General features: G+C 68.4%; 18 protein-coding genes and 4 pseudogenes. 12 read left to right on the plus strand and 10 right to left on the minus strand.

The features are described 5' to 3' along the window. Positions 1-14: 14 nt before the first annotated feature. The 3 genes and pseudogenes from QQZ14_RS21420 to QQZ14_RS21430 all read right to left on the minus strand — a co-directional run bounded on the left by QQZ14_RS21420 (position 15) and on the right by QQZ14_RS21430 (position 3,209). The gene (locus QQZ14_RS21420) at positions 15-1,247 is read right to left on the minus strand and encodes a hypothetical protein (RefSeq protein ID WP_284536455.1); all 1,233 of its coding nucleotides are present in this window, start codon (positions 1,245-1,247) and stop codon (positions 15-17) included. Continuing rightward, on the minus strand, positions 1,244-1,672 hold the full coding sequence (locus QQZ14_RS21425; protein ID WP_284536456.1) for a hypothetical protein: 429 nt from the start codon (positions 1,670-1,672) through the stop codon (positions 1,244-1,246). Before QQZ14_RS21425 ends, QQZ14_RS21420 begins: the two co-directional genes overlap by 4 nt. A gap of 346 nt (positions 1,673-2,018) precedes the next feature. Continuing rightward, positions 2,019-3,209: pseudogene (locus QQZ14_RS21430) on the minus strand (IS3 family transposase). 658 nt (positions 3,210-3,867) lie between these two features. Between QQZ14_RS21430 and QQZ14_RS25455 the strand changes: the two are divergent. Further along, the gene (locus QQZ14_RS25455) at positions 3,868-4,143 is read left to right on the plus strand and encodes a DUF2752 domain-containing protein (RefSeq protein ID WP_446740514.1); all 276 of its coding nucleotides are present in this window, start codon (positions 3,868-3,870) and stop codon (positions 4,141-4,143) included. Positions 4,144-4,622: 479 nt separating this feature from the next. After that, entirely contained in the window at positions 4,623-6,203 is a 1,581-nt protein-coding gene (gene lnt, locus QQZ14_RS21435; protein ID WP_284536457.1) for an apolipoprotein N-acyltransferase, read from the plus strand. On the opposite strand, the gene QQZ14_RS21440 is transcribed toward lnt, so the two are convergent. The 3 genes and pseudogenes from QQZ14_RS21440 to QQZ14_RS21450 form a co-directional block, all read right to left on the minus strand. Then, positions 6,111-7,055: a M56 family metallopeptidase gene (locus QQZ14_RS21440; protein ID WP_284536458.1), complete on the minus strand. Its 945-nt coding sequence runs from the start codon at positions 7,053-7,055 to the stop codon at positions 6,111-6,113. The genes lnt and QQZ14_RS21440 overlap by 93 nt on opposite strands. Further along, on the minus strand, positions 7,052-7,447 hold the full coding sequence (locus QQZ14_RS21445) for a BlaI/MecI/CopY family transcriptional regulator (protein ID WP_446740511.1): 396 nt from the start codon (positions 7,445-7,447) through the stop codon (positions 7,052-7,054). Before QQZ14_RS21445 ends, QQZ14_RS21440 begins: the two co-directional genes overlap by 4 nt. Before the next feature lie 614 nt (positions 7,448-8,061). Further along, positions 8,062-8,487, minus strand: a pseudogene (locus QQZ14_RS21450) (thiamine pyrophosphate-dependent enzyme); the annotation flags it as partial. Here QQZ14_RS21450 and QQZ14_RS21455 point away from each other — a divergent pair. Continuing rightward, on the plus strand, positions 8,437-9,186 hold the full coding sequence (locus QQZ14_RS21455; protein WP_342395250.1) for a DUF305 domain-containing protein: 750 nt from the start codon (positions 8,437-8,439) through the stop codon (positions 9,184-9,186). The pseudogene QQZ14_RS21450 and the gene QQZ14_RS21455 sit on opposite strands and share 51 nt — an antisense overlap. A gap of 606 nt (positions 9,187-9,792) precedes the next feature. Beyond that, the gene (locus QQZ14_RS21460; protein ID WP_284536460.1) at positions 9,793-10,608 is read left to right on the plus strand and encodes a prolipoprotein diacylglyceryl transferase; all 816 of its coding nucleotides are present in this window, start codon (positions 9,793-9,795) and stop codon (positions 10,606-10,608) included. A gap of 441 nt (positions 10,609-11,049) precedes the next feature. Here QQZ14_RS21460 and QQZ14_RS21465 read toward each other — a convergent pair. Beyond that, positions 11,050-12,215: pseudogene (locus QQZ14_RS21465) on the minus strand (IS3 family transposase). 149 nt (positions 12,216-12,364) lie between these two features. Beyond that, positions 12,365-12,661, minus strand: a complete 297-nt coding sequence (locus tag QQZ14_RS21470; RefSeq protein WP_284536461.1) for a hypothetical protein — start codon at positions 12,659-12,661, stop codon at positions 12,365-12,367. Between the two features lie 299 nt (positions 12,662-12,960). Between QQZ14_RS21470 and mobF the strand changes: the two genes are divergently transcribed. Further along, positions 12,961-18,861, plus strand: coding sequence for a MobF family relaxase (mobF, locus tag QQZ14_RS21475; RefSeq protein WP_284536462.1), 5,901 nt, complete (start codon positions 12,961-12,963; stop codon positions 18,859-18,861). A 66-nt stretch (positions 18,862-18,927) separates the two neighbouring features. Further along, positions 18,928-19,419: a hypothetical protein gene (locus tag QQZ14_RS21480; protein ID WP_284536463.1), complete on the plus strand. Its 492-nt coding sequence runs from the start codon at positions 18,928-18,930 to the stop codon at positions 19,417-19,419. Positions 19,420-19,507: 88 nt separating this feature from the next. Here QQZ14_RS21480 and QQZ14_RS21485 read toward each other — a convergent pair whose 3' ends face one another. Next, positions 19,508-19,966 carry a heavy metal-responsive transcriptional regulator gene (locus QQZ14_RS21485; RefSeq protein ID WP_446740512.1) on the minus strand — a complete coding sequence of 153 codons (459 nt, stop codon included), beginning with the start codon at positions 19,964-19,966 and terminating at the stop codon, positions 19,508-19,510. Between the two features lie 36 nt (positions 19,967-20,002). Between QQZ14_RS21485 and merA the strand changes: the two genes are divergently transcribed. The 6 genes and pseudogenes from merA to QQZ14_RS21515 all read left to right on the plus strand — a co-directional run. Further along, the gene (gene merA / locus QQZ14_RS21490) at positions 20,003-21,427 is read left to right on the plus strand and encodes a mercury(II) reductase (protein ID WP_284536465.1); all 1,425 of its coding nucleotides are present in this window, start codon (positions 20,003-20,005) and stop codon (positions 21,425-21,427) included. A gap of 45 nt (positions 21,428-21,472) precedes the next feature. After that, positions 21,473-22,135, plus strand: a complete 663-nt coding sequence (merB, locus tag QQZ14_RS21495) for an organomercurial lyase MerB (protein ID WP_284536466.1) — start codon at positions 21,473-21,475, stop codon at positions 22,133-22,135. Positions 22,136-22,164: 29 nt separating this feature from the next. After that, positions 22,165-22,464 (plus strand): hypothetical protein, encoded by a 300-nt coding sequence (locus QQZ14_RS21500; protein ID WP_284536468.1) that lies wholly within the window; start codon positions 22,165-22,167, stop codon positions 22,462-22,464. After that, the gene (locus QQZ14_RS21505) at positions 22,461-22,985 is read left to right on the plus strand and encodes a TlpA family protein disulfide reductase (RefSeq protein WP_284536469.1); all 525 of its coding nucleotides are present in this window, start codon (positions 22,461-22,463) and stop codon (positions 22,983-22,985) included. Before QQZ14_RS21500 ends, QQZ14_RS21505 begins: the two co-directional genes overlap by 4 nt. A 3-nt stretch (positions 22,986-22,988) precedes the next feature. Beyond that, entirely contained in the window at positions 22,989-23,909 is a 921-nt protein-coding gene (locus QQZ14_RS21510; RefSeq protein ID WP_284536470.1) for a cytochrome c biogenesis CcdA family protein, read from the plus strand. Positions 23,910-23,976: 67 nt separating this feature from the next. Beyond that, a pseudogene (locus tag QQZ14_RS21515) lies at positions 23,977-24,975 on the plus strand (IS481 family transposase); the annotation flags it as partial. Here the strand turns inward: QQZ14_RS21515 and QQZ14_RS21520 are convergent. Next, positions 24,950-25,615: a M48 family metalloprotease gene (locus QQZ14_RS21520; RefSeq protein WP_284536541.1), complete on the minus strand. Its 666-nt coding sequence runs from the start codon at positions 25,613-25,615 to the stop codon at positions 24,950-24,952. The pseudogene QQZ14_RS21515 and the gene QQZ14_RS21520 sit on opposite strands and share 26 nt — an antisense overlap. Positions 25,616-25,635 lie beyond the last annotated feature (20 nt).

Raw genomic sequence — 25,635 nt, forward strand, 5'->3', positions numbered from 1 at the left:
CGACAGCGCCTCCGTCAGGCAACAACCTGATTCTCGACCTGATGCTGAACCAGGATCGTGTTCACGCGGAAGTACTCAGCTGCGCGCTGCAGGGCCTCATCGGAAAAATCCCCGCCAAGAATCTCTGCAATGCCCTCTGCTGGCGCAAGAAGCTCGGCGGCGAAGGCGCGCTCGGTCCGCTCGGTGTACTGCGTCGATCGAGTAAGCAAGGAACGTGTGTGGGGGCGAGCCAAAGCGTGTCGGCCGATTGCCCGTGCCGCAGCAAAGCGCTTGGCGTTCACACTGGCTGTCGCACCGACCACCACCGCCAAGGACATCCCTTCTGAGCCAACCAACCCGTCAACGTTGACGGGCGCGAGTGACTGCGTTTGGCGAACCTCTACTAGGTCCTCAATCGGGACGGGCTGTGACGGATGCAGATCAAGAAGGACCCGAAGCCTTCGTGCGCGTTCGTAACCGATTCTCCAAGGTGCCACGCCGGCCGTCGCGGACCAGTCGAGGGAGCCCAGCGAGGGCAATCGAAGCGACTTCAGATCGAGCGAGCGGGTCGCCTCCCGGAGCCAACCCGTCGAGTCGGCGAGTCTTTCGCGCGGTACCGCTCGTGCCAGGTCCGCGACGAGCGCGGCATCACCAATCTCTGCGCCTGCCCCAAGCAACAGACGTTCCATTTCAGGCGCGGTGTCATATGGGTCTTGCCCCCAGGCGGCCGCCACGAGGCAGTAGTCGCGCTCCTCCTGATCCGCGTGCTGTATCGATGCCCACTCGTCCTGGAGCAGCGTGCCGTGGACCCCCCGATCATCCAGACGCCGGACCGTGCTGTCGATCAGATCAGCAATGCCGGTGAGTACGGAGTCCGCATCAAGAACAGTCTCTGCCTGAGTTAGGAATCGAATGTGCTCCGGCGCCTTGTCACGTTGCCGCAGACTTGCCCACACAAGCCCGCGGTCGCCGCGCAGGGTCAAGTCTGGCCACGCAAACCCTGCACCCGCCTTCGTGAATCTGACCCCCGGATCCGAAGGAAGATGCGACGTCGCGCTCAGGCCCCACCAGTTGATCGCCAAGAACTCCGCCAGCGGATACAGCGGGACATCCAAGCCATGACGAGGCCCGCCCGAACCGTCTCGGCGTTCTACCAACGTGACGGGGGTGTCGCCGAGGTCGATGCTGAGCCGAGACCAGGTGGCGGCCAGTTCCGGAAGACGGACATTCGGTTCCGGCTCCCACTCCCATTTGAAACGCAGTGTCATGAGGCGTCCTCGGACTCTCGTAAGTCACTCTCACGGGCGCGCAGACCACCAGTGACTTCATCGTCCGCCAACGGGTAGCCCTTATAGGTGCCCTGAGTCGCGTTGACGAGACGGGCTTCGAACCAAGTACCCCTCTTAAAGGTCCACACGTACTTGGGAAACCCGTCGCTTCCGGGGTCATCGCTAACAAGGCCAGCACGAATCGCCGCCGCCAGCCAGCTCGTGATCTCAGCGGCATCCTTGAGGTCAGTCGGGCAGCGGCTCGCGTCAGAACGCAGCTTCGGCGGCCCCGCGAAGGACGGCATCGACTTGTGCTCGGGCGAACCGACGTAGGTCACGGCGAGCGCGCACCGCTCCAAGCTTTCCGGAGGAACGCCAAGGGCAGGCTTGCGCGGCAATTGCCGCTTGCGCTTTGGCGTCCTCACTGGTCAAGCGTACCGAAGACTCGACTTCTCTGACGCTGGTCGACTCCGCCTGGTCAAGGGATCGAAGCCGTGCGCCAGCGCGTCGTGACGCTATGCTTCCCTGCTTCATCTCCATGCGAGCCGCAGGAACCACGTCGAGGTCGCACACTCGCGATGGCCCGCGAGCCGGTGACCGGATTCAAAAGCGCAAGTCCGGTCGCGGGTCACCTGCGATGGCCACGGCCTGCCCAACGGCCGCCCTCAGCATCGCTTGGCGGGCATCACAACCCGAGGTCCTTGCTGGAGGTGTTCTCGAGTGCCTGGACGGGTCGGATGGGCGTGATGCAGCCGTTGGTGACAGGTTGGGCTAGGCCGCGGTCACGGCCTTCGCGGTGATCTTGTTCTCGTACTCGATGGGGGTCAACCCGCCGAGTGAGTCCTGGGGGCGCTGGCGGTGGTACTTCCGCTCGATCCACACCACGATCGCCAGGCGCAGGTCTTGCCGCGAAGTCCAGCGCTGCTGGTTGAGCACGTTGGTCTGCAGGAGCGACCAGAAGCTCTCCATGGCGGCGTTGTCGCCGGCGGTGCCGACCCGGCCCATGGATCCGACCATGCCGTGGCGGTTCAGCGCGTGGGCCATCTTCCGTGCACGAAACTGGCTGCCCCTGTCGGCGTGCAGGATGCAGCCGGCCACGTCCTGGTCCTCGAGCCGGCGTCGTGCGACGGCACTGTTTGAGGGCGTCGACCGCCAGCTGGGCGGTCATCCGGTGGCTGATGGAGTAGCCGACGATCCGGTTCGCGTAGACGTCCTTGATCGCGCAGCAGTAGAGCTTGCCTTCGCTCGTTGCGTGTTCGGTGATGTCGGTGAGCCAGACTCGGTTCGGAGCGTCGGCGGTGAACATCCGCTGCACGTGGTCGTCGAAGACCGGCGGGCCGGTCTTCTTGCCCTTTCCGCGGCGACGTCGCTGCGCGGCGGAGGTGATCCCCGAGGTCGAGCACAGCGACCACGCGGTTCGTCGGCTCATCCGCCAGCCGGCCTTGCGGGCCTCATGGGCCAGGAACCTGTACCCGAAGGTCGGGTCATCGCGGTGGGCGTCGTACAGGGCATTGATGCGGTGCGCCTGGACCCACTCAGCGTCGGTGATCGGATCCTCGCGCCAGCGGTAGTAGGGCTGGCGGGCGAGCTTCAAGACCCGGCACGCGACCGTGACGGGCACCCCGTCGGCGGCCAGCTCACTGACGAGCGGGTACATCATTTTGCCGAGCCACCAAGCTTCAGGTTCGCCTGCGACAAGTACGCGGCAGCACGGCGCAGCACCTCGTTCTCCTGCTCGAGCAGCTTGGCGCGACGACGCAGCTGCCGCAGCTCCTCGGCCGCGTCCTGACTCACCCCGGGCCGGGAGCCTTCCTCGACGTCAGCGGTCTTCAGCCAGTTCGACAACGTGCTTTCGCTGATCCCGAAGTCCTCGGCGATCTGCTTCAGCTTCACCCCTGGCTCACGGCCACGGGCCACCGCGACGACATCGTCACGGAACTCTTGCGGGTAGGGAGCGGGCATGGCAGACATCCTCTCTTCCGGCGCCGGGCACCAGAAGTCAGTTGTCACCTACCGCTGCATCACGCCCCAATCCTTACCCGACCTCGGTTGACCTGGTGTGCCACTGAGCCCAAAGGCCGTGTCTCACGCTGTCAGGCTCCGACGGCAGGTAGATGCGGGAACGTCGAGGCAGCGCCGCCGCTGGGCGACCAAGCGCCGGGACCCGACTCACAGGTCATCGCGGACCGCGTCTGCGGCGTCGTCGAGAGCAGATCAAGTTCGGTTTCACCCTTGCGCGCCCTGCCCAGCCTTGCAAGCAGCGTCCGGCGTGCCAGCATCCGGGAGAAGCGGTCGCCACCGGGCGACTCGATCTTCCCCGCGACCACCGCGAGTTCCACCGATGCACAGCCAGCTGCTGAACTACGATTACGGGTCGTAGGCATGACGATGGGGCGCCCATCCTAAACGGTCGAAGGGAAGGCTGCAGTTGATCCCCATGGATGCGACGTCGCCGAAAGCAGGCGCACGTCAGACGACGCTGCATCTAACGTGGCGTGACCGAGACACATACTTGGCGGTCACCATGCTGGGAGCGCTCGGGCTCTCCGCAGCAGCGGGCATGGCCATGTTTGGGTTGCCCCCAGTTGATTTGCAAGGGCCGCTGCATCGCATGGGCATCATGAGCCCGTTCTGCGGGGGTACTCGCGCGGCCCGACTGACGGCCTCGGGTGAGTTTCGAGCAGCTTGGGAGTATAACCCGTTAGGCATCATCGCCGTGGCGGGGGCGTCGATCGCTACGATCCGCGCATTAGTCGGCCTGACAACGAGGCATTGGCTGACGGTGTCCCTATCCTTGTCGTCACCGGCAAGACGGCTCCTCCTGCTGGCCATCGTCTGCTCCATGGTCCTTTTGCAGATCCGTCAACAGGGACGCGCCGACTTGCTCCTCGACTAGTTCGCTCGAAGCGACGCTTTCAGGAAGTCGGAGCGGCAGTCCACCTGCTGGGGCCCTCTGAGCTGGACCTCGCTCACCCGGCTGAGTGCCCGGAGGGGGGAAGCCCGGGCACTCAGCCTCGGTGCACCGCCATACTACTACACTGCGTAGTACTTCTGGTGGCGGGGGCCAATGCCGCGCACCTTCGGGTCCGATTAGTAGTCAGGACCACAGGCGGCCACCCCTGCACGAGCCCCCGTGTGGGCCGATCAGACAGGCACGGGCGGGAGGTCTGGTACGTGACGTCAGGCAGCTCAAGTCGACCACTGCGTCGGAGAGCGCTCGGATCCCGCCTCGCAGGCGCGGGCTACCCGAATGAGTGCGCAGGTGTCCACGCATCCCGGGCACTCGACCGTCGATCCCTGTGTGGCGAGACCCCCCGTCATGTCCGGCAACACGCGACGCGCGCTCGCCACCTACTCCTGCTCCTCACCAGTGCCGTGGCCGGCGCGCTCCTGAGCTCGGCTTTTCAGCCCGTGGGGTGGTCCTACCTCGCACCGGTATCGGTGGCACTCCTGGTTTGGGCGTCGAGTTGCCCTGCTCAGCCACGACTGCACGCCTGGGCAGCGGGTTATCTCTTCGGGTTTGCCTTCCTCAGTGTTCACACTTGGTGGCTCTACTCCTCCATGGGTGCAGCCGCCTGGCTGCTCCTTGCGGCAGCCCAGGGCTGGTGGTTCGCGCTCTTCGCGGCATGTGCGCGGCGCCTGCGCTCAATGCGCGGATGGCCCCTCTGGATCGCCGCCAACTGGGCATCGATTGAGATCGTCCGCACCCGCTGGCCGTTCGGCGGGATGCCGTGGGGGCAACTGGGGTTCGCTGCCGTTGACTCCATCTGGTCGTCGGCACTTCCCTATCTCTCTGTCGTCGGCGTCTCGTTCCTAACGGTGCTCATCGGCTGCCTCCTCGTCCAAGCGACCGAAAGAGGAGGACGCGACCCGAAGAGCTGGGTATGGTCACTAATCGCCTTCACACTCGGCGCGACGCCGGCCGTCTTTCCTATTCGCCTCGAGGCGACCGGCTCGCTGTCTGTTGCTGTCGTGCAGGGGGAGGTACCCGGTGACGGCACACAGGTTGCGGCGAATCACCGCGCCGTCACGCGGTCCTTGGCACGCGCCACCGAAGCACTCGCCGAGGAGATCGGTCAGGGATCAGTGTCGCCACCCGATCTCATCTTGTGGCCGGAGAACTCCACTGCCGTCGACATCGACACTGACCGGACGGCCCAGGACCAACTCCGCCGCGCGATGGCAGCAATCGATGCGCCCTTGCTGCTCGGGTCCGTTGAGGACGGACCAACCGCCGCCACAGCGTACAACCAGGCGAGCATCTGGCTCCGCAGCGAAAGGACATCCCAGGTCTACACGAAGGCGCATCCGGTGCCGTTCGGCGAGTGGATTCCCTTCCGCAAGGTATTGGGTAACCTCAACGAACGCCTGGACGCGATATCCCGAGATATGGTGCCTGGCAGCGAGTCGAAGCAACCGATGGAGTTGAACAGCCTCCAAATCGGAACGGCGATCTGCTTCGATATCGCGTACGCCGAACCGCTCAGCAGCCAGATTAGGAACGGGGCGGACCTGGTCGTCGTGCAAACCAGCAACGCCATGTTCCTCAACACCGCCCAACCCGCACAGCAGCTGGAGATCACGAGGGCCCGTGCCGTTGAGACCGGGCGCGATGTGATTGTGTCCTCTGTCAACGGCATAAGCGCGCATATCTCCTCGTCCGGAGCAGTGAAGAACCAGCTTCCATCCCGCACCAGCGGTGCCATGGTGGTGAGCGCGTCGACGCACTCCGAGGAGACACCTGCTGTTCGGATGAGTAGGACTCTCCCATTCGTGATGGTCTTGGTAGCGTTGGCTGCCATATATTGGCGAACCGCAAACAGGCTGCTGACCTACCGCAAAGGTCGAAAATCGGACGCGCGATTAATACGGGAAGCAGTAGTCGAGCAGGGCCCGAGTCGCCATGGGGATGAAACCGACCACGGCAGGCATGGCCAGCGTGGCGGCGACCAGTGATCGCGCGGCTGCTCGCTGCACACCACTGAGGGGCCGGGTCCCCGCCGTCAATCTCAGCACTCGCGCGGCTGTGGCGCCACCGGTCGCAGCAAGCGCTCCCAGAGGGTGGTGATCCCGCGACGCCATAGCGACAACTGCCTCCGCGAGCGCCGGTCGCTCCGGCGCCGGCACCGCGTCGTCAGCATGCAACTCGGCAAGCTGAGCCACGTGCATACGGGCGTTGGCCAACCCGAACCGTCCAAAGAACGCCGACGCCAAGACATCCGCAAGGAACAGCACCCGATGGTGACGAGCCCGGAGATGCGCCCGCTCGTGCGCCAGGACCTGAGCGATCTGACTTGGGCTGAGAAGCCCCAGCGCCCCTTCACTGATCACAACAACGCCACGCCGACCTGGGATGCAGTAGGCCGCCGGCATCGGGTGGTCGAGAATCACGAGATCGGATTGAATGGTTGGAGAGCCGACCAACCGGAGTAGAGCATGATGCTTGCCTAGTTCCCTTCGCCGGCGGGCGCCGCGAAATAGGAGCACGCCGACCACGCGCGCTGACATCGCTAGAGCAAGCGTGCCACCCATCCAGGCGAGCGGCGTGTTGCCCTGCCAGGAGTGGTGCTGGACAGCGTCGGCGCAAGCGTGGAAGAAGGCGATTGGCGTCCATTCGTGCGGCAGGTCGCCGACCAACAGCGAAAGGCCGACCAACACGATCGACAGCAACGTGGTGAACTGGAGCGACAACCAGGCGGCCATGCCAAGGCTTGGCGCACGGCTTGGCCAGGAAGCCCGCGATAATCCTCGCGCCATCGGCCCCGCGAGGACGGCGGCGACGCCGAGAAACAACAGCGCGGCACTCATCGCTCCGAATGCCGCCTCGCGTCGTCGACGACGCCCCTGGTCGACATCCCCTCAAGTAGCCGCCGCAACTCCCGCAGTTCCTCCGGTGGCCGTCTCCTAACAAAGTGCAGCAGCGCCTGGTCTCGGTCGGGGGCCTCGGACAGGGCCCGATCCATGAGCTCGGCGATGTAGTTCGCCTTGGCTTGCACGCACCGGTACACAAAGGCCCGACCGCGCTTCTCGCGAGCCACCATGCCTTTGCGATGGAGGTTGTCGAGCACCGTCATCACGGTGGTGTATGCGATGACCCGTTCGCGCTCCAGATCGGACAGCACGTCCCGCACCGAGGCCGGGCGGTCCCACTCCCACAACCGCTCCATGACAGCTGCTTCCAGCTGCCCTAGACCCTCCATCGGCCTCTCCCCTGCGTTCAGGTGCGGCGGGCCACTCCCCGCGTCTCGCGATCCTATCTTCGCAGCACGACCTCACGGCTTCGCGCGACCTGGAGTCAGAACAGCACACCCGTCCTGAGCGAGCGGTAACGGTCAGTCCTTCATGCCCCCTTGCGACAGCTGTGGCAGATGTGCCCCGCCTTCACCGCGAAGCGTCAGAAACCCTGCCGCTGTGGTGACCACAAGAAGTGCCGTTACGACGCCGATGAAGGCGGGCACGTTAAGGCGGGCTTGCCTCGCGGACGGGTGCGCCTCGCGGTCGGTTGCCTTGCTCATTGGTTCTCCCGGTGACGCGACGGTTGCCTAAGTCGACGTCTGCGTTCAAGCTCGCCTGTTGAAGCGCGTGAAAGCCCGGACATCTCACGAAGGTCTCATCGCTCGGTGCGCCCTGAATTCTCGACGAGATTGGCCCACCGGGCCCGATTGTCTTCGTCCAACTGAGCCGCGACGTCGGCGGCACTGTCCGGGTCGTGGGGCCGAAGTGACTGGAATCGACCCTGGGTGGCTAGTAGAGCGCTGCCTTCAATTGACGGGGGCTTGGAGTCCAGCGTCAGTCGCCCCTGCCGGTCGAGGGTCGGTTGATGTCTGTAGAGCGGCCAATAGCCGGAGGTGACCGCGGCTTGCTGATGGGCCAGGCCATCGGCCATGTCGATGCCGTGTTCCACGCATGAGGCATACGCGATGACCAGCGACACTCCCGACCACGCTTGTGCCTCCCGGAGGGCACGCAGGGTCTGCATCTGGTTCGCGCCGAGGGCCACCGTGGCGACGTAGACGTCGGGGTAGCCGCGGGCGAGGTAGCCGAGGTCCTTCTTCGCGGCCTGCTTGCCGCCGGAGGCGAACCGGGCGACCGCGCCCCACGGGGTGGCCTTGGACGCTTGTCCGCCGGTGTTGGAGTACACCTCGGTGTCGAGGACCAGGATGTTGACGTTGCGTCCCGAGGCGAGGACGTGGTCGAGGCCGCCGTAGCCGATGTCGTAGGCCCAGCCGTCACCACCGACCCCCTTGTCCCTCGACCTGCGTCAGGGAGGCTCGAAGAGAGATCCTCAACCTGCACCGCCGGCCATCAACCGACGGTCCTCTTCACAGACGGAGACCACGCCTTGACCAAGAAAACGCTTGCCGCAGTTGCCCTTCTCGCCGCCAGCGGCCTCACTCTCACCGCCTGCGGCGACGACACCAGCGGCGACAGCGACGGGCAGGCACAGAGCAGCGACACCGCGACAAGCTTCAACGATGCCGACGTGACCTTCGCTCAGCAGATGATCCCCCACCACCAGCAGGCGGTGGAGATGGCTCAGATGGCAGATGGCCGCGCCACCAGCGCTGAGGTGAAGGAGCTCGCCGAGAACATCGAGGCCGCGCAAGGCCCCGAGATCGAGACCATGACCAACTGGCTCGAGGAGTGGGGTCAGGAGGTGCCGTCAGGCGACATGGAGCACGGCGACATGGGGCACGGCGGCGGCGACATGGCCGGGATGATGGACGACGAGCAGATGAGTGACCTCGAAGACGCCATGGGCGGGTCCTGGGACCAAATGTTCCTTGAGATGATGATCGAGCACCACGAAGGCGCCATCGAGATGGCTGAGACTGAGGTCGACGAGGGAGAGAGCCCCGAGGCAGTCGCCTTGGCCGAGAAGATCATCACCGACCAGCAGGCCGAAATCGCCCTCATGCAGGACCTCCTCGACGCCTGATTAACAGTCACCCCCGAGGAACGATGTTCCACCCTCTCGCAACACCCGGCCCGGGTGTCGCCGGCCAAGTCGTCGCTCCCCGCGCTGCCGGCGGCATCCGCGGGCAGTGCTGAACCTGGGGCACCACAAGGGGTCCGCTCGGGTTGCCACCGTGGAGGATCTGCACCAGCTTCTCGAAGAGCCACGCATGCGCACTCCGCGTCGCGCATCTTGCCCTGAGGACGATGTGTAAGGGGAGCTGACTACATCGCAGGGAGCGCCACTCGCTTTCCGGCCTGCGTAAGCGCGGCCCCCACGAAGATGTCAGCCTGCCCCGCCATCGCAGCAGTGGCACGGAGGAGCCGGTTTGTCCCTCGCCAGCACGCATGCAGGTGCGCACGCGACTGTCTCATGTCCATCGTTCAGCAGGCGGGAGCCGTCCGTCTTGCTGGTGACGGCATCCCCGTGACGAAGCGGTCGCAACCTCATTGAGCCTGAACCGGAACCTCAAGAGATCTTCATCAGAGAAGTCGATGCTCTAACCATGCGAGACAACCATGCGGGCCGTCCGTGGCAACACTCCCCCGGAACACCAGATGAGCCCCAGACTCTGACCCCACGGCAGCAGTGGCAGCGCTCGTTGTCAGCGACATCGGAGCGTGCGATGTGAGACCTGTCCTGTTCGAACTGTTCGGTCTGGAGATCAACAGCTACGGCGTGAGTAAGGCCCTAGCTGCCATGCTCGCAGGGATCCTCTTGACAAGGGAGTTCCGCCGACTCGGCTGGGATGAAGACCGCGCCTGGACCCTCGTTTGGGCTGCGACGTTCCTCGGGTTCGCCGGCGCCAAGTTGTACTACCTGGCCGAACAGGGAGGGCGCGTCAGCCCTCATGATCTCGGTTCCGCAGGATTCACTTGGTACGGGGGATTCCTGGCCGGCACACTCACGGTCCTCCTGCTCGCGCGCCGCTGGGGACTGCCGTGGCGAGCACTAGCTGGGGCGCTTGCAGCGCCTCTTGCCGCGGCCTATGGCGTCGGGCGACTCGGGTGCTTCCTGTCCGGCGACGGCACATACGGTCAACCCAGCGACCTACCATGGGCGATGTCATTCCCGAACGGCACCGTCCCTACCCAGGTGCCGGTTCACCCAACGGCCCTGTATGAAGCCGTGGGGGCCCTCTTGCTGGCCATCCTGCTGTGGAGGATCCGGCGAACGGTCGCGCCGATGGCAGTCTTCGGCCTGTACGCCGTGGGGAGCGGCGCCACCCGCCTGCTCATCGAGGAGCTCCGTGTGAACACCGAGGGCTGGTTAGGCCTCACCCAGCCGCAGTGGTGGTCGCTCGCGCTCATGATCGTCGGGACTGGGCTCCTCATCCGCCAGCGACGGGTCGAGCCCCTAGCGGACGCCCCCGCTCCAAAGGGCACTGCCGACTTGAACGCATAGCTAACGCGATCGAACCCGCCGGCGTTGCGCGGCCAGGCCGGATGCCGCCGAACTGCATACCCGGCATAACTAGTTCGACTGACGTCTGAGGAGTACATGAGCAACCACCGGGCCGACAGCCCCCGCTCCCTCGCCCCCTCGCGGAAGGGAGCACACCGCGGGGAACGTCGCTTATCCCGGGAGCACCCGAGGAAGCCAGGATCGACATGGCGACCATCGCCTCTCATCGCCCTCGGCGTGATGGCCACCGGGCTCGCCGTGGCGGGGGCATCGACGCTAGGCGGTAGCGCCGCAACACCCCAGCTCGAGGCGGCAGCGCCGCCGAGAATCGACAGTCCAAACCGGACGCCACTTGAGCTCCCTGCCCGGACCTCACAGCAATGGAGTCGTGATCTCGACCGCCGACAGGTGGGACTGCTGCACGAACGGGTGACAGGTCGGTCAGGCTGCCTGAACGGCAGGTGTGGTCATGATCGTCTCGTACTCGATGGGGGTCAATCGGCCGAGGGCTGCTTGCCTGCGGCGGCGGCGGTAGGTCCGTTCTATCTAGGTCACGATCGCGATCCGGAGCTCCTGGCGAGTGGCCCAGTTGCGGCGGTCGAGGACGTTCTTCTGCAGCAGGGCGAAGAACGACTCCATCGCGGCGTTGTCTCCGGCCGCGCCGACCTTGCCCATCGACCCGACCATGTCGTGGCGGCCCAGGGCCCGGACGAACTTCCTAAACCGGAACTGCGACCCGCGGTCGGTGTGCAGGATGCAGCCGGCCACCGCACCGCGGCGAGCGACGGCGCTGTTGAGGGCGTCGACGGCAAGGCGTGACTTCATCCGGTCGCTGATCGAGTAGCCCACGATCCGGTTGGAGAACACGTCCTTGATCGCACACAGGTAGAGCTTGCCCTCGCCGGTCTTGTGCTCGGTGATGTCGGCCAGCCACAGCTGGTTCGGCGCGTCGGCGGTGAAGCCGCGTTGCACGAGGTCGTCGTGGACGGGTGGGCCGGGCTTCTTGCCGTTCTTCCCACGCTTCTTGCCGAACGCGGACCACCAGCCGTTGCTTGAGCAGACCCGCCACATCGTCCGGTCACAGGCGGTGTGGCCGGCGTCGCGGGCCTCGTCGGCGAGGTACCGGTAGCCGAACTCGGGGTCGTCGCGGTGGGCGTCGAACAGCGCGTTGGCCAGGTACGCCTCGGCCAGCTCCGCGTTGGTGACCGGGTTCGCGAGCCACCGGTAGTAGGGCTGACGGGCGAGATCGAGCACCCGGCACGTCACCGTCACGGGGATCCCGTCGACGGCCAGCTCGCGGACGAGCGGGTACATCATTTTCCCGGCAGGTTCGCCTGCGACAGGTAGGCCGCGGCACGGCGGAGGACCTCGTTCTCCTGCTCCAGCAGCCGGATCCGCTTCTTGGCCTCACGCAGCTCAGCGTTGTCCGCCGCGGTGGTTCCGGGCCTGACGCCGTCCTCGACGTCGGCCCGACGCAACCAGTTGCGTAGACACGACTCCGCGATCCCGAAGTCAGTGGCGATCTGCTTCAGCGACTGCCCGGGCTCGCGGTTGCGGGCCACCCGGACGACGTCCTCACGGAACTCCCTGGGAAATGGCTTCGGCACGGTGCACATCCTTCCAGCGACGCCTCATAGCGTCACAGATCGGATGTCACCTATCTGTGCAGCAGTCCCTCCACGCCGGTGCTGGCGGCATAGCCCGCACGAAGCGAACCGCACAGCGGTACGGTCGTCCACGTCAGAGTTTGCCGCTATCAGCCACCCCCGGCGATCCTCCGCAACCGTGTTGCCTCGCGCACAGTGATCCTCTCGTCGCACCACTCCACGGCCTCCCTTAGCGACAGGCCCTCATGCTCCGTCAGCCCCCGCAACGCCTCCCCGGCACGCTTCTCGGTCTCGGCCACCGCCGCGCCGCGCTCACCGATCGCGACCATCACCCGCTCGGCCAGCTCGATCACCCGGCGCTCCCGCTCCTCCCGCTCCTTGCGCCGCCTGTCGGCCATCTCCCGCGCCGTACGCCGCGCCTGCTGCTTGATCGTCTGCTGACTCATCCGGTCCTCACTCGTGTCGACATGGACTCTGACAGTCACCTACGACATTTCCCGGACCCCGAGCGATCACAGAATCGCGAGAAGATTCGAGAACCCGCCCCCTCGACCCGTCCACCCCACCCGAACGGATCCGACGCCCCAGCCGCCCCTGAGGCGCTCGGCGTCCCCCCAAGCTTTCTCGACTGACGAAGTGCCACACACCTCTTGCATTCTCGGTTCGCCGAATAGAAAGAACACACCAGAAATCCGGCCGAAAGTGATCGCCTGCCACGCGCGCACGCACGTAGGTGACCGTGACGATGAGCCTCCACAAGCTGACGGCCGGGTCGGGGTACGACTACCTGACCCGCCAGGTCGCAGCGATGGACGCCACCGACAAGGGCCACACCGGGCTGGCGAGCTACTACACCGAGAAGGGCGAGACCCCCGGCGTGTGGCTCGGATCGGGCATGGAGGGGATCGAGGGACTCGACGCCGGCGACATCGTCACCGCCGACCACATGCAGAGCCTGTTCGGCTCCGGACACCACCCGCTGGCCACCCAGCGGACCAAGGAGCTGGACCTGCGCATCGGCCGCGACGAAGCCGGCCGCCCGACCGCGGCCGACTACAAGACCGCGGTCCGCCTCGGCACCCCGTACAAGGTCTACGACAACGACATCAGCCCGTTCCGGATCGAGGTCGCCAAGCGCATCGCGGCCCTCAACGAGGCCGTCGGCCTGCCCGGTGACTGGCCGGTCCCCGCGGCCGACCGGGCCAAGATCCGCACCGAGGTGGCCGCGGAGTTCTTCCGTGCCGAGCACGGCCGCGAGCCGGCCGACGCCCGCGAGCTCGCCGCCACGATCGCGAAGCACTCCCGCCCGAAGACCAACGCGGTGGCCGGCTACGACCTGACCTTCTCCCCGGTCAAGAGCGTCTCGGTGCTGTGGGCGATCTCCGACCAGAAGACCGCCGCGGTGATCGAGCGAGCCCACCAGGCGGCGATCAAGGACGCCCTGGACTTCATCGAGTCCAGGGCACTGTTCACCCGCCAGGGTACCAACGGCGTGCGTCAGGTCGACGTCCGCGGCCTGATCGCCACCGCGTTCACCCACCGCGACTCCCGCGCCGGCGACCCCGACCTGCACGCCCATGTGGCCGTGGCGAACAAGGTCCAGACCCTCGACGGCAAGTGGCTGGCCATCGACGGGCGACCGCTGCACAAGGCGGTCGTCTCGGCCTCGGAGACCTACAACACCGCGCTCGAGCTGCACCTGGTCGACGCCCTCGGCGTCGAGTTCGCCGAGCGCCCGAACGAGGACGTCCGCAAGCGACCGATCCGCGAGATCGTCGGCGTCGACCCCGAGCTCAACCGCCGCTTCTCCAAGCGCCGGCTCAGCGTCGAGGACCGCCGCAAGGTCCTCGCGGCCGCCTTCCAGGCTACCCACGGCCGGCCGCCGACCCCGGTCGAGACGATCCAGCTGTCCCAGCAGGCCACGCTGGAGACCCGCGAGGCCAAGCACGAGCCCCGCTCGCTGGCCGAGCAGCGCGAGGCGTGGAACCGCGAGGCGGTCGAGGTGCTGGGCACCCCGCAGCGGGTCAAGCAGATGGTCCACGGCGCCCTCAACCCGAAGGGCGCGGCCCGCTCGCTGGCCGACTCAGCCTGGTTCGCCAAGACCACCGACCGCATCGTGGCAACGATGGAGGGCAGCCGCAGCACGTGGCAGTACTGGCACGTCTACGCCGAGGCCCAGCGGCAGGTCCGGGCCGCCAACGTGCCGACCAACCAGGTCTCCCAGGTCGTCGACCTGCTGGTCAGCGAGGTCCTCGACGACCACTCGGTGAGCATGGCTCGCCCCTGGGACACCATCAGCGATCCCGCCGAGTTGCGCCGCGCCGACGGTTCCTCGGTCTACACCCAGGCCGGGGCCGACCTGTTCACCTCGAGCAAGGTGCTGGCCGCCGAGCAGCGCCTGGTCGACGCCGCCGGCCGCCACGACGGGTACGCCGTCGAGGCCGCGTCGGTCGAGCTGGCACTGCTGGAGTCGACCGCCAACGGCATCACCCTCAACGCCGGACAGGCCACCCTGGTCCGGGAGATGGCCACCTCCGGCGACCGGCTCCAGCTGGCGATCGCGCCGGCCGGATCGGGCAAGACCACCGCGATGCGAGCCCTGGCCAGTGCCTGGGCTGACGGCGGCGGCACCATCATCGGCCTGGCCCCCTCGGCCGCGGCCGCGGACGCCCTGCGTTCCCAGATCGACACCCAGACCGACACCCTGGCCAAGCTCACCCACTCCCTTGAGCAGTCCCGCGAGACCGGCGCCGCGATGCCGGACTGGGTCGCCGGCATCGACTCCTCCACTCTCGTGGTCATCGACGAGGCCGGCATGGCCGACACCCTCTCGCTGGATGCAGCGGTCTCCTACATCCTCGAGCGCGGCGGCAGCGTTCGGCTGATCGGCGACGACCAGCAGCTCTCCGCGATCGGCGCTGGCGGCGTGCTGCGCGACATCCGCGCCACCCACGGGGCGCTGCAGTTGACCGAGCTCGTCCGGTTCAAGGACCCCGCCGAGGGCGCCGCCTCGCTCGCGCTGCGCGAGGGCAAGGCAGAGGCGCTCGGCTTCTACCTCGATCGCGACCGGGTCCACGTCGGCGACCTGGCCACCATGACCGAGGACGTCTTCGCCGCCTGGCAGGCCGACCGCGGCGCCGGGCTCGACTCGATCATGCTCGCCCCCACCCGCGACCTGGTCAGCGAGCTGAACCAGCAGGCCCGCGCGCACCGCCTCGACGGGATCGACCCGGCCGACGTTGCCGCCAGCGGCCCGGTGCGCCGGCTCGCCGACGGAAACGAGGCCTCGATCGGCGAGCTGATCATCACCCGCGAGAACGACCGCCGGCTGCGCACCTCGGCCACCGACTGGGTGAAGAACGGCGACCGCTGGACCGTCCTGGAGATCCACGACGGCGGCGACCTGACCGTCCAGCACACCCAGCACGGCCGCACCGTGCGGCTGCCGGCCGACTACGTCGCCCGCTCCACGGAGCTCGGCTACGCGTGCACCGTGCACACCGCCCAGGGCGTCACCGCCGACACGATGCACGGGCTCGCCACCGGCGCCGAGTCGCGCCAGCAGCTCTACACGATGATGACCCGCGGCGCGCACGCCAACCACGTCTACCTCGAGGTCGTCGGCGACGGTGACCCGCACTCGGTGATCCACCCGACCCTGGTTCGGCCGCTCACGCCCACCGACATCCTCGAGTCGATGCTGGCCCGCGACGACGCCCAGCGGTCCGCGACGAGCCTGATCCGCGAGCAGGCCGACCCGGCCACCAGGCTGGGCGAGGCCGCCCAGCGCTACCTCGACAGCCTCTACGTCGCCGCCGAGGATCTGCTGCGCCACGAGACCCTCACCGGCGCCGACGGCACCGCAGTCAACATGGTCGACGCGCTGGACACCGCCGTCGAGACCCTGGCGCCCGGGCTGTCGGATGAGCCCGCCTGGCCCACCCTGCGCGCCCACTTGCTCCTGCTCGGCGCGGCCGGGGAGAACCCCGTCGAAGCGCTCCGCGCCGCGGCCAGCGACCGGGAGCTGGAGAGCGCGCGCGACCGGGCAGCGGTCCTGGACTGGCGCCTGGACGCCTCCGGCCTGCGCAACGCGGGCGCCGGGCCGCTGCCGTGGATGCCCGGGATCCCCGCCCGTCTGGCCGAGGACCCGCACTGGGGCGCCTACCTCTCCCAGCGCGCGCACCTGGTCGAGCACCTCGCCGTGCAGGTCCACACCCGCGCCGCCGAGCAGTCCTCGCTGCCGGTGTGGGCGCAGAACGGCATCCGTCCCGAGGCTGCCACGGTGGCCGACGTCGAGGTTTGGCGCGCAGCCATGCAGGTCCCCGTCGACGACCGGCGACCGACCGGAGCTCCGCAGCTGCAGAAGGCCTCCTCCACCTACCAGCGGCGCCTCAACCGGGCCGTCACTGGCGATCACACGCCGGCGCTCAAGGAATGGCGCCAGCTGCTCTACACGCTGGCCCCGCAGGTCCGCGACGACGAGTTCACCCCGCTCTTGGCCGAGCGGCTGGCCGCGATGTCGCGCGCCGGCGTCACCGCCCACCAGCTGCTGCGCACCGCCACTGCCGCCGACCACCCGGCCGGCCCGCTCCCCGACGAGCACGCCGCGGCCGCGATCTGGTGGCGCATGGCCCGCCAGCTCACGCCGGCCGTCGCCGCGCAGATCGGCGACGGCTCCCACGGCGAGAGCGTCACCACCGACTGGGCTCCGCGGCTCGCGGACCTGTTCGGTCCAGAGCGGGCCGCGAGCATCCAGGCCAGCACCTGGTGGCCGGCGCTGGTCTCCAACGTGGACCACGGCCTGCAGCGCGGCTGGCAGCTGGAGGCCCTGCTGGGCGCCGGCCGAGCGATGCCCAGCGACGGCTGGGAGGGCGTCGACGAGTGCCAGGCGCTGGTCTGGCGGACTTCGATCGCCCTGGAGACCGCGCCCGACGAGCACGCGCACGAGGTCCACTTCGACGAGCCGCCGGCAGACCTGTGGGAGGGCGTCGAGCCCGACCCGGCTGCGTTCGTCGACCACCCCGACGACGCCCCCTGGCCACTGGCCGAGGACCTCGAGCCGCCCGTCGACGTGGTCGACGAGCACCTGGGCAACGCGCTCGAGGAGGACCTGGTCATCGACGTCGACGAGGACCAGTACGTCGAACCCGACCTCACGCTGGCGGCCTACCTCCGCGACCTCGGCGGCGCCCGACTGGAGCCCACCGAGGCCGACATCCGGCTCATGTACCAGCGGGCCGAGGAGTGGAACTCCTCCCCTGTCACGCGTGAGCGAATGGTCGAGATCAACGAGCTGGCCCAGGCCTTCTTCGAGGCCCGGTTCATCGACTCGTGGGGCCGTGACTACCTCACCGGCCGGTTCGGCGTCGACCTCGCCGGCGACGCGCGGTTCCGTCCCGGCCAGGCGCCGGCCGGGTGGACCAACCTGGTCGACCACCTCCGCGGCCGCGGCGTCAGCGACACCGAGATGCTCGCCACCGGGGTGGCGACCGAGGCCAGCACCGGCCGCCTCATCGACCGGTTCCGCGACCGGGTGATGTTCCCCGTGATCCACCAGGGCGAGGTGCTCGGCTTCGTCGGCCGCCGCCGACCCGACCTCACCGACGCCGACAAGGCCGGACCGAAGTACCTCAACACCGCCGACACCCCGCTGTTCCACAAGGGCGCGCAGCTGTTCGGCGTCGTCGACGAGCTGCTCGCCGAGGGCGCCGTCCCGGTGATCGTCGAGGGCCCGATGGACGCCGTCGCCGTCACCATCGCCAGCGCCGGCCTCTACGTCGGCGTGGCGCCGCTCGGCACGTCCCTGACCGACGAGCAGGCCGCCCAGCTGGCTGCCGTCGGCCGCGACCCGATCGTGGCCACCGACGCCGACCTCGCTGGCCAGGTCGCGGCCGAGCGCGACTTCTGGATGCTCACCCCGCACGGCCTCGACCCCGGTTTCGCCCGGTTCCCCGACGGCCTCGACCCGGCCGACCTGCTCGCCCAGCACGGCCCTGCCGCGCTCACCGCCGCGGTGGCCAGCGGCCAGCCGGCCTTCCGGTCGCTGGGTGACCAGCTGCTCACCGAGCGGCTCGACAACCTCGCACCCGAGCAGGCGCGCGTGGCGGCCATGCGGATCCTCTCGGCCCGTCCCAGCCGCGCCTGGGAGCCGGGCGTCAACCAGGTGCGGGCACGGCTGCAGCTCTCCCAGATGCAGGCCCGCCGCGACCTGCGCGACGCGGTCAAGACCTGGGATGCCGACCCGCGGAAGGCGGCTCTGGCCGAGCTGCACAAGAGCAGCGACGTCCGCGCACGGCTCGCGGCCGCGGCCAACAAGACGCCCGCCGAGCGGTGGGCGCCGCTGGCCCGCGAGCTCGACCCGCGCCTGCTCGAGCAGGGCGACTGGGCCGCCACCGCGGCGATGCTGCAGCAGGCCCACGAGCAGGGTCATGACGTCGGCGCCGCCACGCGCGGGCTGGTCGCTGAGAAGCCGCTGGGCGACAGCCCCGCCCGTGACCTGCGCTACCGGGTCATGTCCCGTCTCGAGCTCCCGATCGACGACACCGGCGCCGGCAGCCCGGCGTCGACCACGTCGCAGGGTGCGGCCCGCGACCGGCAGGACGTCAACCGTCCGCGGCCGCCGCGCCCGGGCACTCCGCGCCGCTGAAATCGACCTGATCCCCGGTCCGGTCGCTAGCCTTGGGCGGCCCCGTCCCCGGCCGATCAAGGTGCCATGCCCGACACGAAGCAGCCCCGGCGCGCGACGCGTTCCCAGGTACGGCAGTTCCTCGCGGCCGCCGGCTACGAGGGCACTCCCCCGGACGACCTGGTGACCGAGTACGTCGAGCTGGTGAGCGCCGCGGGCCGTCCCGGGCTGCCCCGGCACCGGCTGGCGGTGCACCTGACTGCCCAGTCCGCGGGGTGGGCCGCGCCCGCCGTGGTGGCCTTCGAGGAGGCCTGGCGCGAGCAGCAGCAGACGCGCGCGCAGGCGTCCGCCGCGGCTCGAGACATGGCCACGCGTGACGCCGAGCGGGCCGCGGCCTATGTCGCCGGCGTGTGGGAGCGCACTGGTGCGGGACCGACCTGGGCCGAGCTGGGCGACGAGCTCGGCTGGTCGCCGGCGCTGCGGGCCCGGATCATCCGCCTGCTCGCGAACGACGGGGTGCTGACCTACAGCACGGAGCCGCGGTCGCTGGCCGCGGCCGCGGGAAGGATCGAGAGCTAGTCGCTGGCCATGACGTTGTGGTCACGTAGGAAGGTCGCGGCAGGAGGCTCCGCCTCTGCGCGCGTCATCTGCCACGACCTCGGATTGGCTACAGGTACCTGCAGACCTCGTCGGCGTTGCAGGTCTCGGGTTCGGGTTCTGCGGCTGCGTCGCGGAGGGCGGCAACGTTGTCGCGGAGGGCGAGGAGATCGGCGATCTGGCGGTCGATGTCCGCCAGGCGTGCGTCGAGAAGGTCGCGGACGTGGCCGCAGGGAATCTCGCCTCCATCGCGGATGTCGAGGATCTGCTTGATCTGCGCGAGCGTGAGGCCAGCAGCCTGGCCGCGGTGGATGAAGTCGATCCGCACGACCGCTTCGGGCGTGTAGTCCCGGTAGCCCGACGGGGTGCGCTCGGCCTCTGGGAGCAGCCCCTGCTCCTCGTAGAACCGCAGGGTCTTGGCGGTGGTGCCGGCCGCCTCGGCGACTTCGCCGATCCTCATCTGGGTCTCCGATGTGTCACAGGTCACAATGGACCTTCTCCTGTACTGGAAGGTCCATTGTGGCTGCATCAGGAGCTTTTCCCAAGACTCAGGGGAGGAATCGGGATGCAGTCCAGGTACGACCTTGCGATCATCGGATCGGGTGGCGGAGCGTTCGCTGCGGCCATTCGCGCGACCACGCTGGGCAAGTCGGTGGTGATGGTCGACCGCAGCACCTTCGGTGGCACGTGCGTGAACACCGGCTGCGTGCCGTCGAAGGCGCTCATCGCCGCCGCTGAGGCCCGCCAGACCGCTGCCGAGGCGGGCAACCGATTCCCGGGGATCGCCACCAGCGCGAACGCCGTGGACATGCCCGCGCTGATCGGCGGCAAGCAGGATCTCGTCGAGGAACTTCGGGGCGAGAAGTACGTCGACGTCGCCGACTCCTACGGCTGGCAGATCCGCCGGGGTGGCGCCGCGTTCGCCGGCACCCCAGAAGCGCCCGTCCTGGAGGTCACCGCGGCGGACGGTTCGGTCGAGACGATCGAGGCTGAGCACTATCTGGTGGCCACCGGCGCCAGAGCATGGGCCCCACCGATCGACGGTCTTGAGGAGGCCGGCTACCTGACCTCGACCACGGCGATGGAGTTGACCGAGGTCCCCGACTCGCTGCTGGTGCTCGGCGGCGGCTACGTCGCCTTGGAGCAGGCCCAACTGTTCGCTCGGCTCGGGTCGAAGGTCACGCTGCTGGTTCGTTCCCGGCTGGCCTCGAAGGAGGAGCCGGAGGTCTCCAAGGCGCTGCAGGAGATCTTCGCCGACGAGAGCATCCGCGTGGTCCGCCGTGCGGTCCCGACCCGCGTTGCCCGCGACGACGTCACGGGCCAGGTTGTTGTCACCGCTGACATCTCCGGCGGCGAGCAGGAATTCCGCGCTGACAAGGTCCTCGTCGCCCTCGGCCGACGGCCGGTCACCGATGGGCTGAACCTCGATGCGGTGGAGGTGAAGACCGGTGACGCGGGCGAGATCGTGGTCACCGACCAGCTGTTGTCCTCCAACCCGCGGATCTGGGCGGCCGGCGATGTCACCGGGCATCCGGAGTTTGTCTACGTCGCCGCTCACCACGGCAGCGTGGTCGCCGAGAACGCGTTCGCCGGTGCTGAGCGGTCTGTGGACTACACCCGGCTGCCGCGGGTGACGTTCACCAGCCCCGCCGTCGGTGCGGTCGGGATGACCGAGGTCCAGGTTCTCGCGGCCGGGATCCGCTGCGACTGCCGGGTCCTGCCACTGGGTTACGTTCCCCGCGCTCTGGTCAACCGAGACACCCGCGGCTTCATCAAGCTGGTCGCGAACGCCGACACCGGCGAGATCCTCGGCCTCACCGCCGTCGCGAAAGACGCCGGCGAGCTCGCCGCCGCCGGGGTCCACATCCTCGGCAAGACCGTCACCGAGGTCGCCGACGCCTGGGCGCCCTACCTGACCATGACCGAGGGCATCCGGATCGCCGCCAAGGCCTTCACCACCGACATCTCCAAGCTGTCCTGCTGCGCCTGACCCGCAGCCGACAGCCTGCACCCGACTCATGAAGGAGGCACCGCTTTGTCGGACCTCACGACGCAACTGCCCGACCGGCTCACCAACACCGCAGAGACCGGCCTTGACGCCGACCTGCTGATCCCGCTGCTGCGGCTGCTCGTCGAGGGCGACCCGGTCACCGTCGAGCAGCTCGCCGCGGCCGCCGGCCGTCCGGTCGACGACGTACGCACGGGTCTGGCCGCGGTGCCGGACACCGAGTACGACGACCAGGGCCGCATCATCGGCCAGGGCATCACCCTGCGCCCCACCCCGCACCGGTTCACCGTCGCCGGCGAGGAGCTCTACACCTGGTGCGCCCTGGACACCCTGATCTTCCCGACCCTGCTCGAGCGCGCGGCGAGCGTGGAGTCGGTCTCCCCGACCAGCGGCGAGCCGATCCGGGTAACCATCGACCCCAGCGCCGGCGTGACCAGCGTCGAACCCGCCACCGCGGTGGTCTCGCTGGTCAACCCCGACCAGATCACCTCGATCCGCTCCTCCTTCTGCAACCAGGTCCACTACTTCACCTCCGATGAGGACGCCGCGGGCTGGCTGGCCGAGCACCCCAGCGCCGAGGTCGTGCCCGTGGCCGGGGCCTATCGGATCGGTACCGACCTCACGACCGGCTTCCTCAACCAGTTCCAGGCCGACGCGGCGGTGGCCGACGACGGCCACTGCTGCTGCTGACAAAGAACACCGAAGGGAACTCAACTCCGATGAAGTCCAACCACGACGACCAACCGGGAGGCAGCGGCCTGCTCCTCGGAGCCGGCGCCGCGCTGCTCATGGTCGCCTGCTGTGCCCTACTTCCCTTGCTCCTCGCCGGTGGTCTGCTGGCCGGTGTCGGCGGGTTCCTCGGCAACCCCGGGGTGATCGGCACCGGCATCGCCGTCCTGGTGCTCGCGGTCCTCGCGACCACGCGGCGCCGCAGCGGCGGCAACGACGCAAGGCATGGCTGTTGCCCGCCTGTGAACTCCACCCACCCCAGCGACACGAAGGACGACCAGAACCGATGACGATTACCCGCACCCGCCGCGCGACCCTCTCGGTCGCCGGCCTCCTGCTTGCAGGCTCCCTGGCTCTGACCGCCTGCGGAAACACCGACGCCACACCTGCCGCAGATGCGGGCACGCCTGCGGCGGTTACTAGCATTGACGGCCAGAAGGTCAGCCTGCCCGCAACCGGGAAGCCGGCCGCGGTGTTCTTCTTCTCCGTCGGCTGCGGCGAATGCGTAGAAGGCGTCCGCTCCCTCGGCGAGGCCACCACCGCTGCCGAGAAGGCTGGTGTTGAGGCAGCCTTCCTCGCCGTCGACATGGACCCCGGCGAGTCCAAGGAGACCATCGAGGGTTTCATGGACTACGTCGAGGCCGAGCACGTCCCTGCCGTGATCGACGAGGGCGCCGCCTTGTCGCGGCGGTTCGATGTCGCCGCACTGTCCACCCTTATCGTCGTCGACGCCGACGGCACGGTGACCTTCCGCGCCACCGACCCCGACGCCAAGACGATCATCGCCGAGCTCGAGAAGGCCGGATCCTGACCCATGGGCGGACTACTCACCCTCGCCTTCGCTGCCGGAATGGTGGCCCCGGTCAACCCCTGCGGATTCGCACTGCTGCCAGCCTGGATCACCCAGACCCTCGGCGACACCGACGCCGCGCACATACCTGTGCGACTGGCCAAGGCGCTACGGTCCGGCACGGTGCTGGCAATCGGGTTCGCGGGTACCCTCGCGGCCGCCGGCCTCGTAGTGAGTGCGGGAGCCCGAGGTTTGATCCAGGCCGCGCCCCGCCTCGGCCTCGCCGTAGGCGTCATGCTGGTGCTCCTCGGCCTGTGGATGCTGGCCGGCCGTTCGATCTCCGTGCGGTTGCCCCGGATCACCGGCCGAGCAACCGAAGGCCTCCCGCCAACCGCCCGGATGCTGGTCTTCGGGATCGGCTACGCCCTCGCCTCCCTGTCGTGCACCTTCGGAGTGATCCTTGCTGTCATCGCCCAGGCACAGGCCACCGCCAGCTACGCGGGGCTGCTGCTGGTCTTCGGTGTCTACGCCGCCGGCTCAGCCAGCATCCTGCTGCTGCTCGCACTCGCGACCACCGCCGCGGGTACCGGCCTAACCCGCCACGTCGCACGCCTCGGGAGTTATGGCCCCCGGATCACCGGCTTCGTCTTGCTGCTCACCGGCGTCTACCTCGCGTGGTACTGGTGGCCCGCCGCCACCGCCGACAACAACCTCGTCGCGACCGGCCGTGCCGGCGGCGTCGCCGGGCTCTCAACGACCCTGTCCGGCTGGGTTCAGGCTCACACGGCGCCGATCGCGGCGCTCGCGGTCATCTCCCTCCTCGCAGTACTCGCCCTTGGCGCCGCCCATAGGCGGCGTCGGGCCAGTTCCGAATCGCCGGAGGCCTGCTGCGACACCACGAACGTCGGGCTCGGCGTGTCAGGCGGCGACCACGAGCGTCAGTAGCCGACGACTGAGGGGGGCTTGGTCCGGGACTCAGCGACTCGACTGGAACATTCTTCGAAGGACGTGCATGACTCACCGCAACTCGCCACTGTCAGTCGAGGGACGTCGGCGGCTGGTCGAGCGTTGCAAGACCAGGCCGATCGCTCACGTGGCAGCTGAGATGGGAATCTCCCGCGCTACCGCGTCAAAGTGGGTCCATCGCCACCGCGAGTTCGGTGAGGTCGGTCTGCTCGACCACTCCTCGACACCCAGGCACTCCCCGACAGCCACCCCAAACGTCGTTGTTCGCGAAGTCGAACGCATGCGGCGCGAGCACAAGTGGTCAGCGGCTCGGATCACGTTCGAACTCGAACAGGTCGGCATTCAGATCAGCCGGCGCACGGTGAGTCGCATCCTCGCCGACCTCCAGCTCAACCGACGTCGCTTCATCGACCCGACCGGGGAAAGTAACCGCGAAGCGAGGAAGATTGTCGCTCGGCGCCCCGGCCACATGGTTCACCTGGACGTCAAGAAGGTCGGCCGCATCCCCGATGGCGGCGGATGGCGGGCCCATGGCAAGGACAGCCCCGAAGCCCGCGCCGTCGCGCGGACAAAGACCCGCGGCACGCGAACCGGCTACGTCTACCTCCACTCAGCGATTGACGGCTACTCACGCCTCGCGTACACCGAGGCTCTGCCGAACGAGCAGGCCACGACGGCCGTCGCGTTCCTCGCACGAGCGCGTGCATGGTTCGCAGCTCATGGCATCACGCACATCGAACGGATCGTGACCGACAACGGATCCTGTTACCGCGCCTCAGCGTTCGCCAATGCACTGGCCGGGTCGCGGCACCAACGGATCACGCCCTACACGCCACGCCACAACGGCAAGATCGAGCGGTACAACCGGATCCTCGCCGAAGAGTTCCTATACGCGCGGACATGGACCTCAGAAGACGACCGCTCCAACGCCCTCGAACGGTGGAACCTGCACTACAACTACCACCGCCCGCACGGTGCCGCGGACGGTCAGCCGCCGGCCACGCTCGTGCCAATTCGCGTTAACAACGTCCTGGCCTCATACAGTTGTTGCTCGGCTCGTCGACCAGGTGTCGACGCATCGCTGCGAGCCGGGCCCGGGGGTCCGGGTGGGTCGCGAACCAGCGGCGCTCGAGCTCCGCCCACCCGCGTGCGAGACCACCAGCCGGGAGGGGCTTCGCGACGTAGTCCTCGTAGAACTGCATCAGCTCGGTGGCCGCCTCGAGGTCGCGGGTCAGGTCTACCGCGAACCGGTCGGCGGCGATCTCCTCGCGCCGGTCGAACGCGATTTGGAGAGCGAGGAACGCCACCGCGGCGCTCATCGTGGCCAGCAGTGCCGGCCCGGCAAGCTGGGGCGCGGCCACCAGGGCCGCGACCGCGAGTCCTGCGCCGGCCAGCACGAGCGCCAGGTAGCCGACGAGCCAGCCGTAGCGCGCCGCGGCCGAGGAGTGCTCACGGCGGATGACGTGCGCGAGCTCGTGCGCGGCGAGGCTCTGCACCGCGGCGGGGCTCAGGCTGGTGAGGGCGGACTGCGCGAACACCACCGTGGGGTGCCCGGCCCGGAAGCGGGTCACCGCGAGACCACCGTCGCCCACGGGCCGTGCGTCGTCCCCGGTGGGCGCACCGAGGTAGGCGACGACGTCGGTGGCCGGGGGCGTGACGTTCGCCAGGGCCGCGACGGCCGCCATCGCCGCGGCCGCCTGGTCCT

Origin of the sequence: Nocardioides sp. T2.26MG-1, from assembly GCF_950101795.1 — a bacterium.
Classification (GTDB): Bacteria; Actinomycetota; Actinomycetes; order Propionibacteriales; family Nocardioidaceae; genus Nocardioides.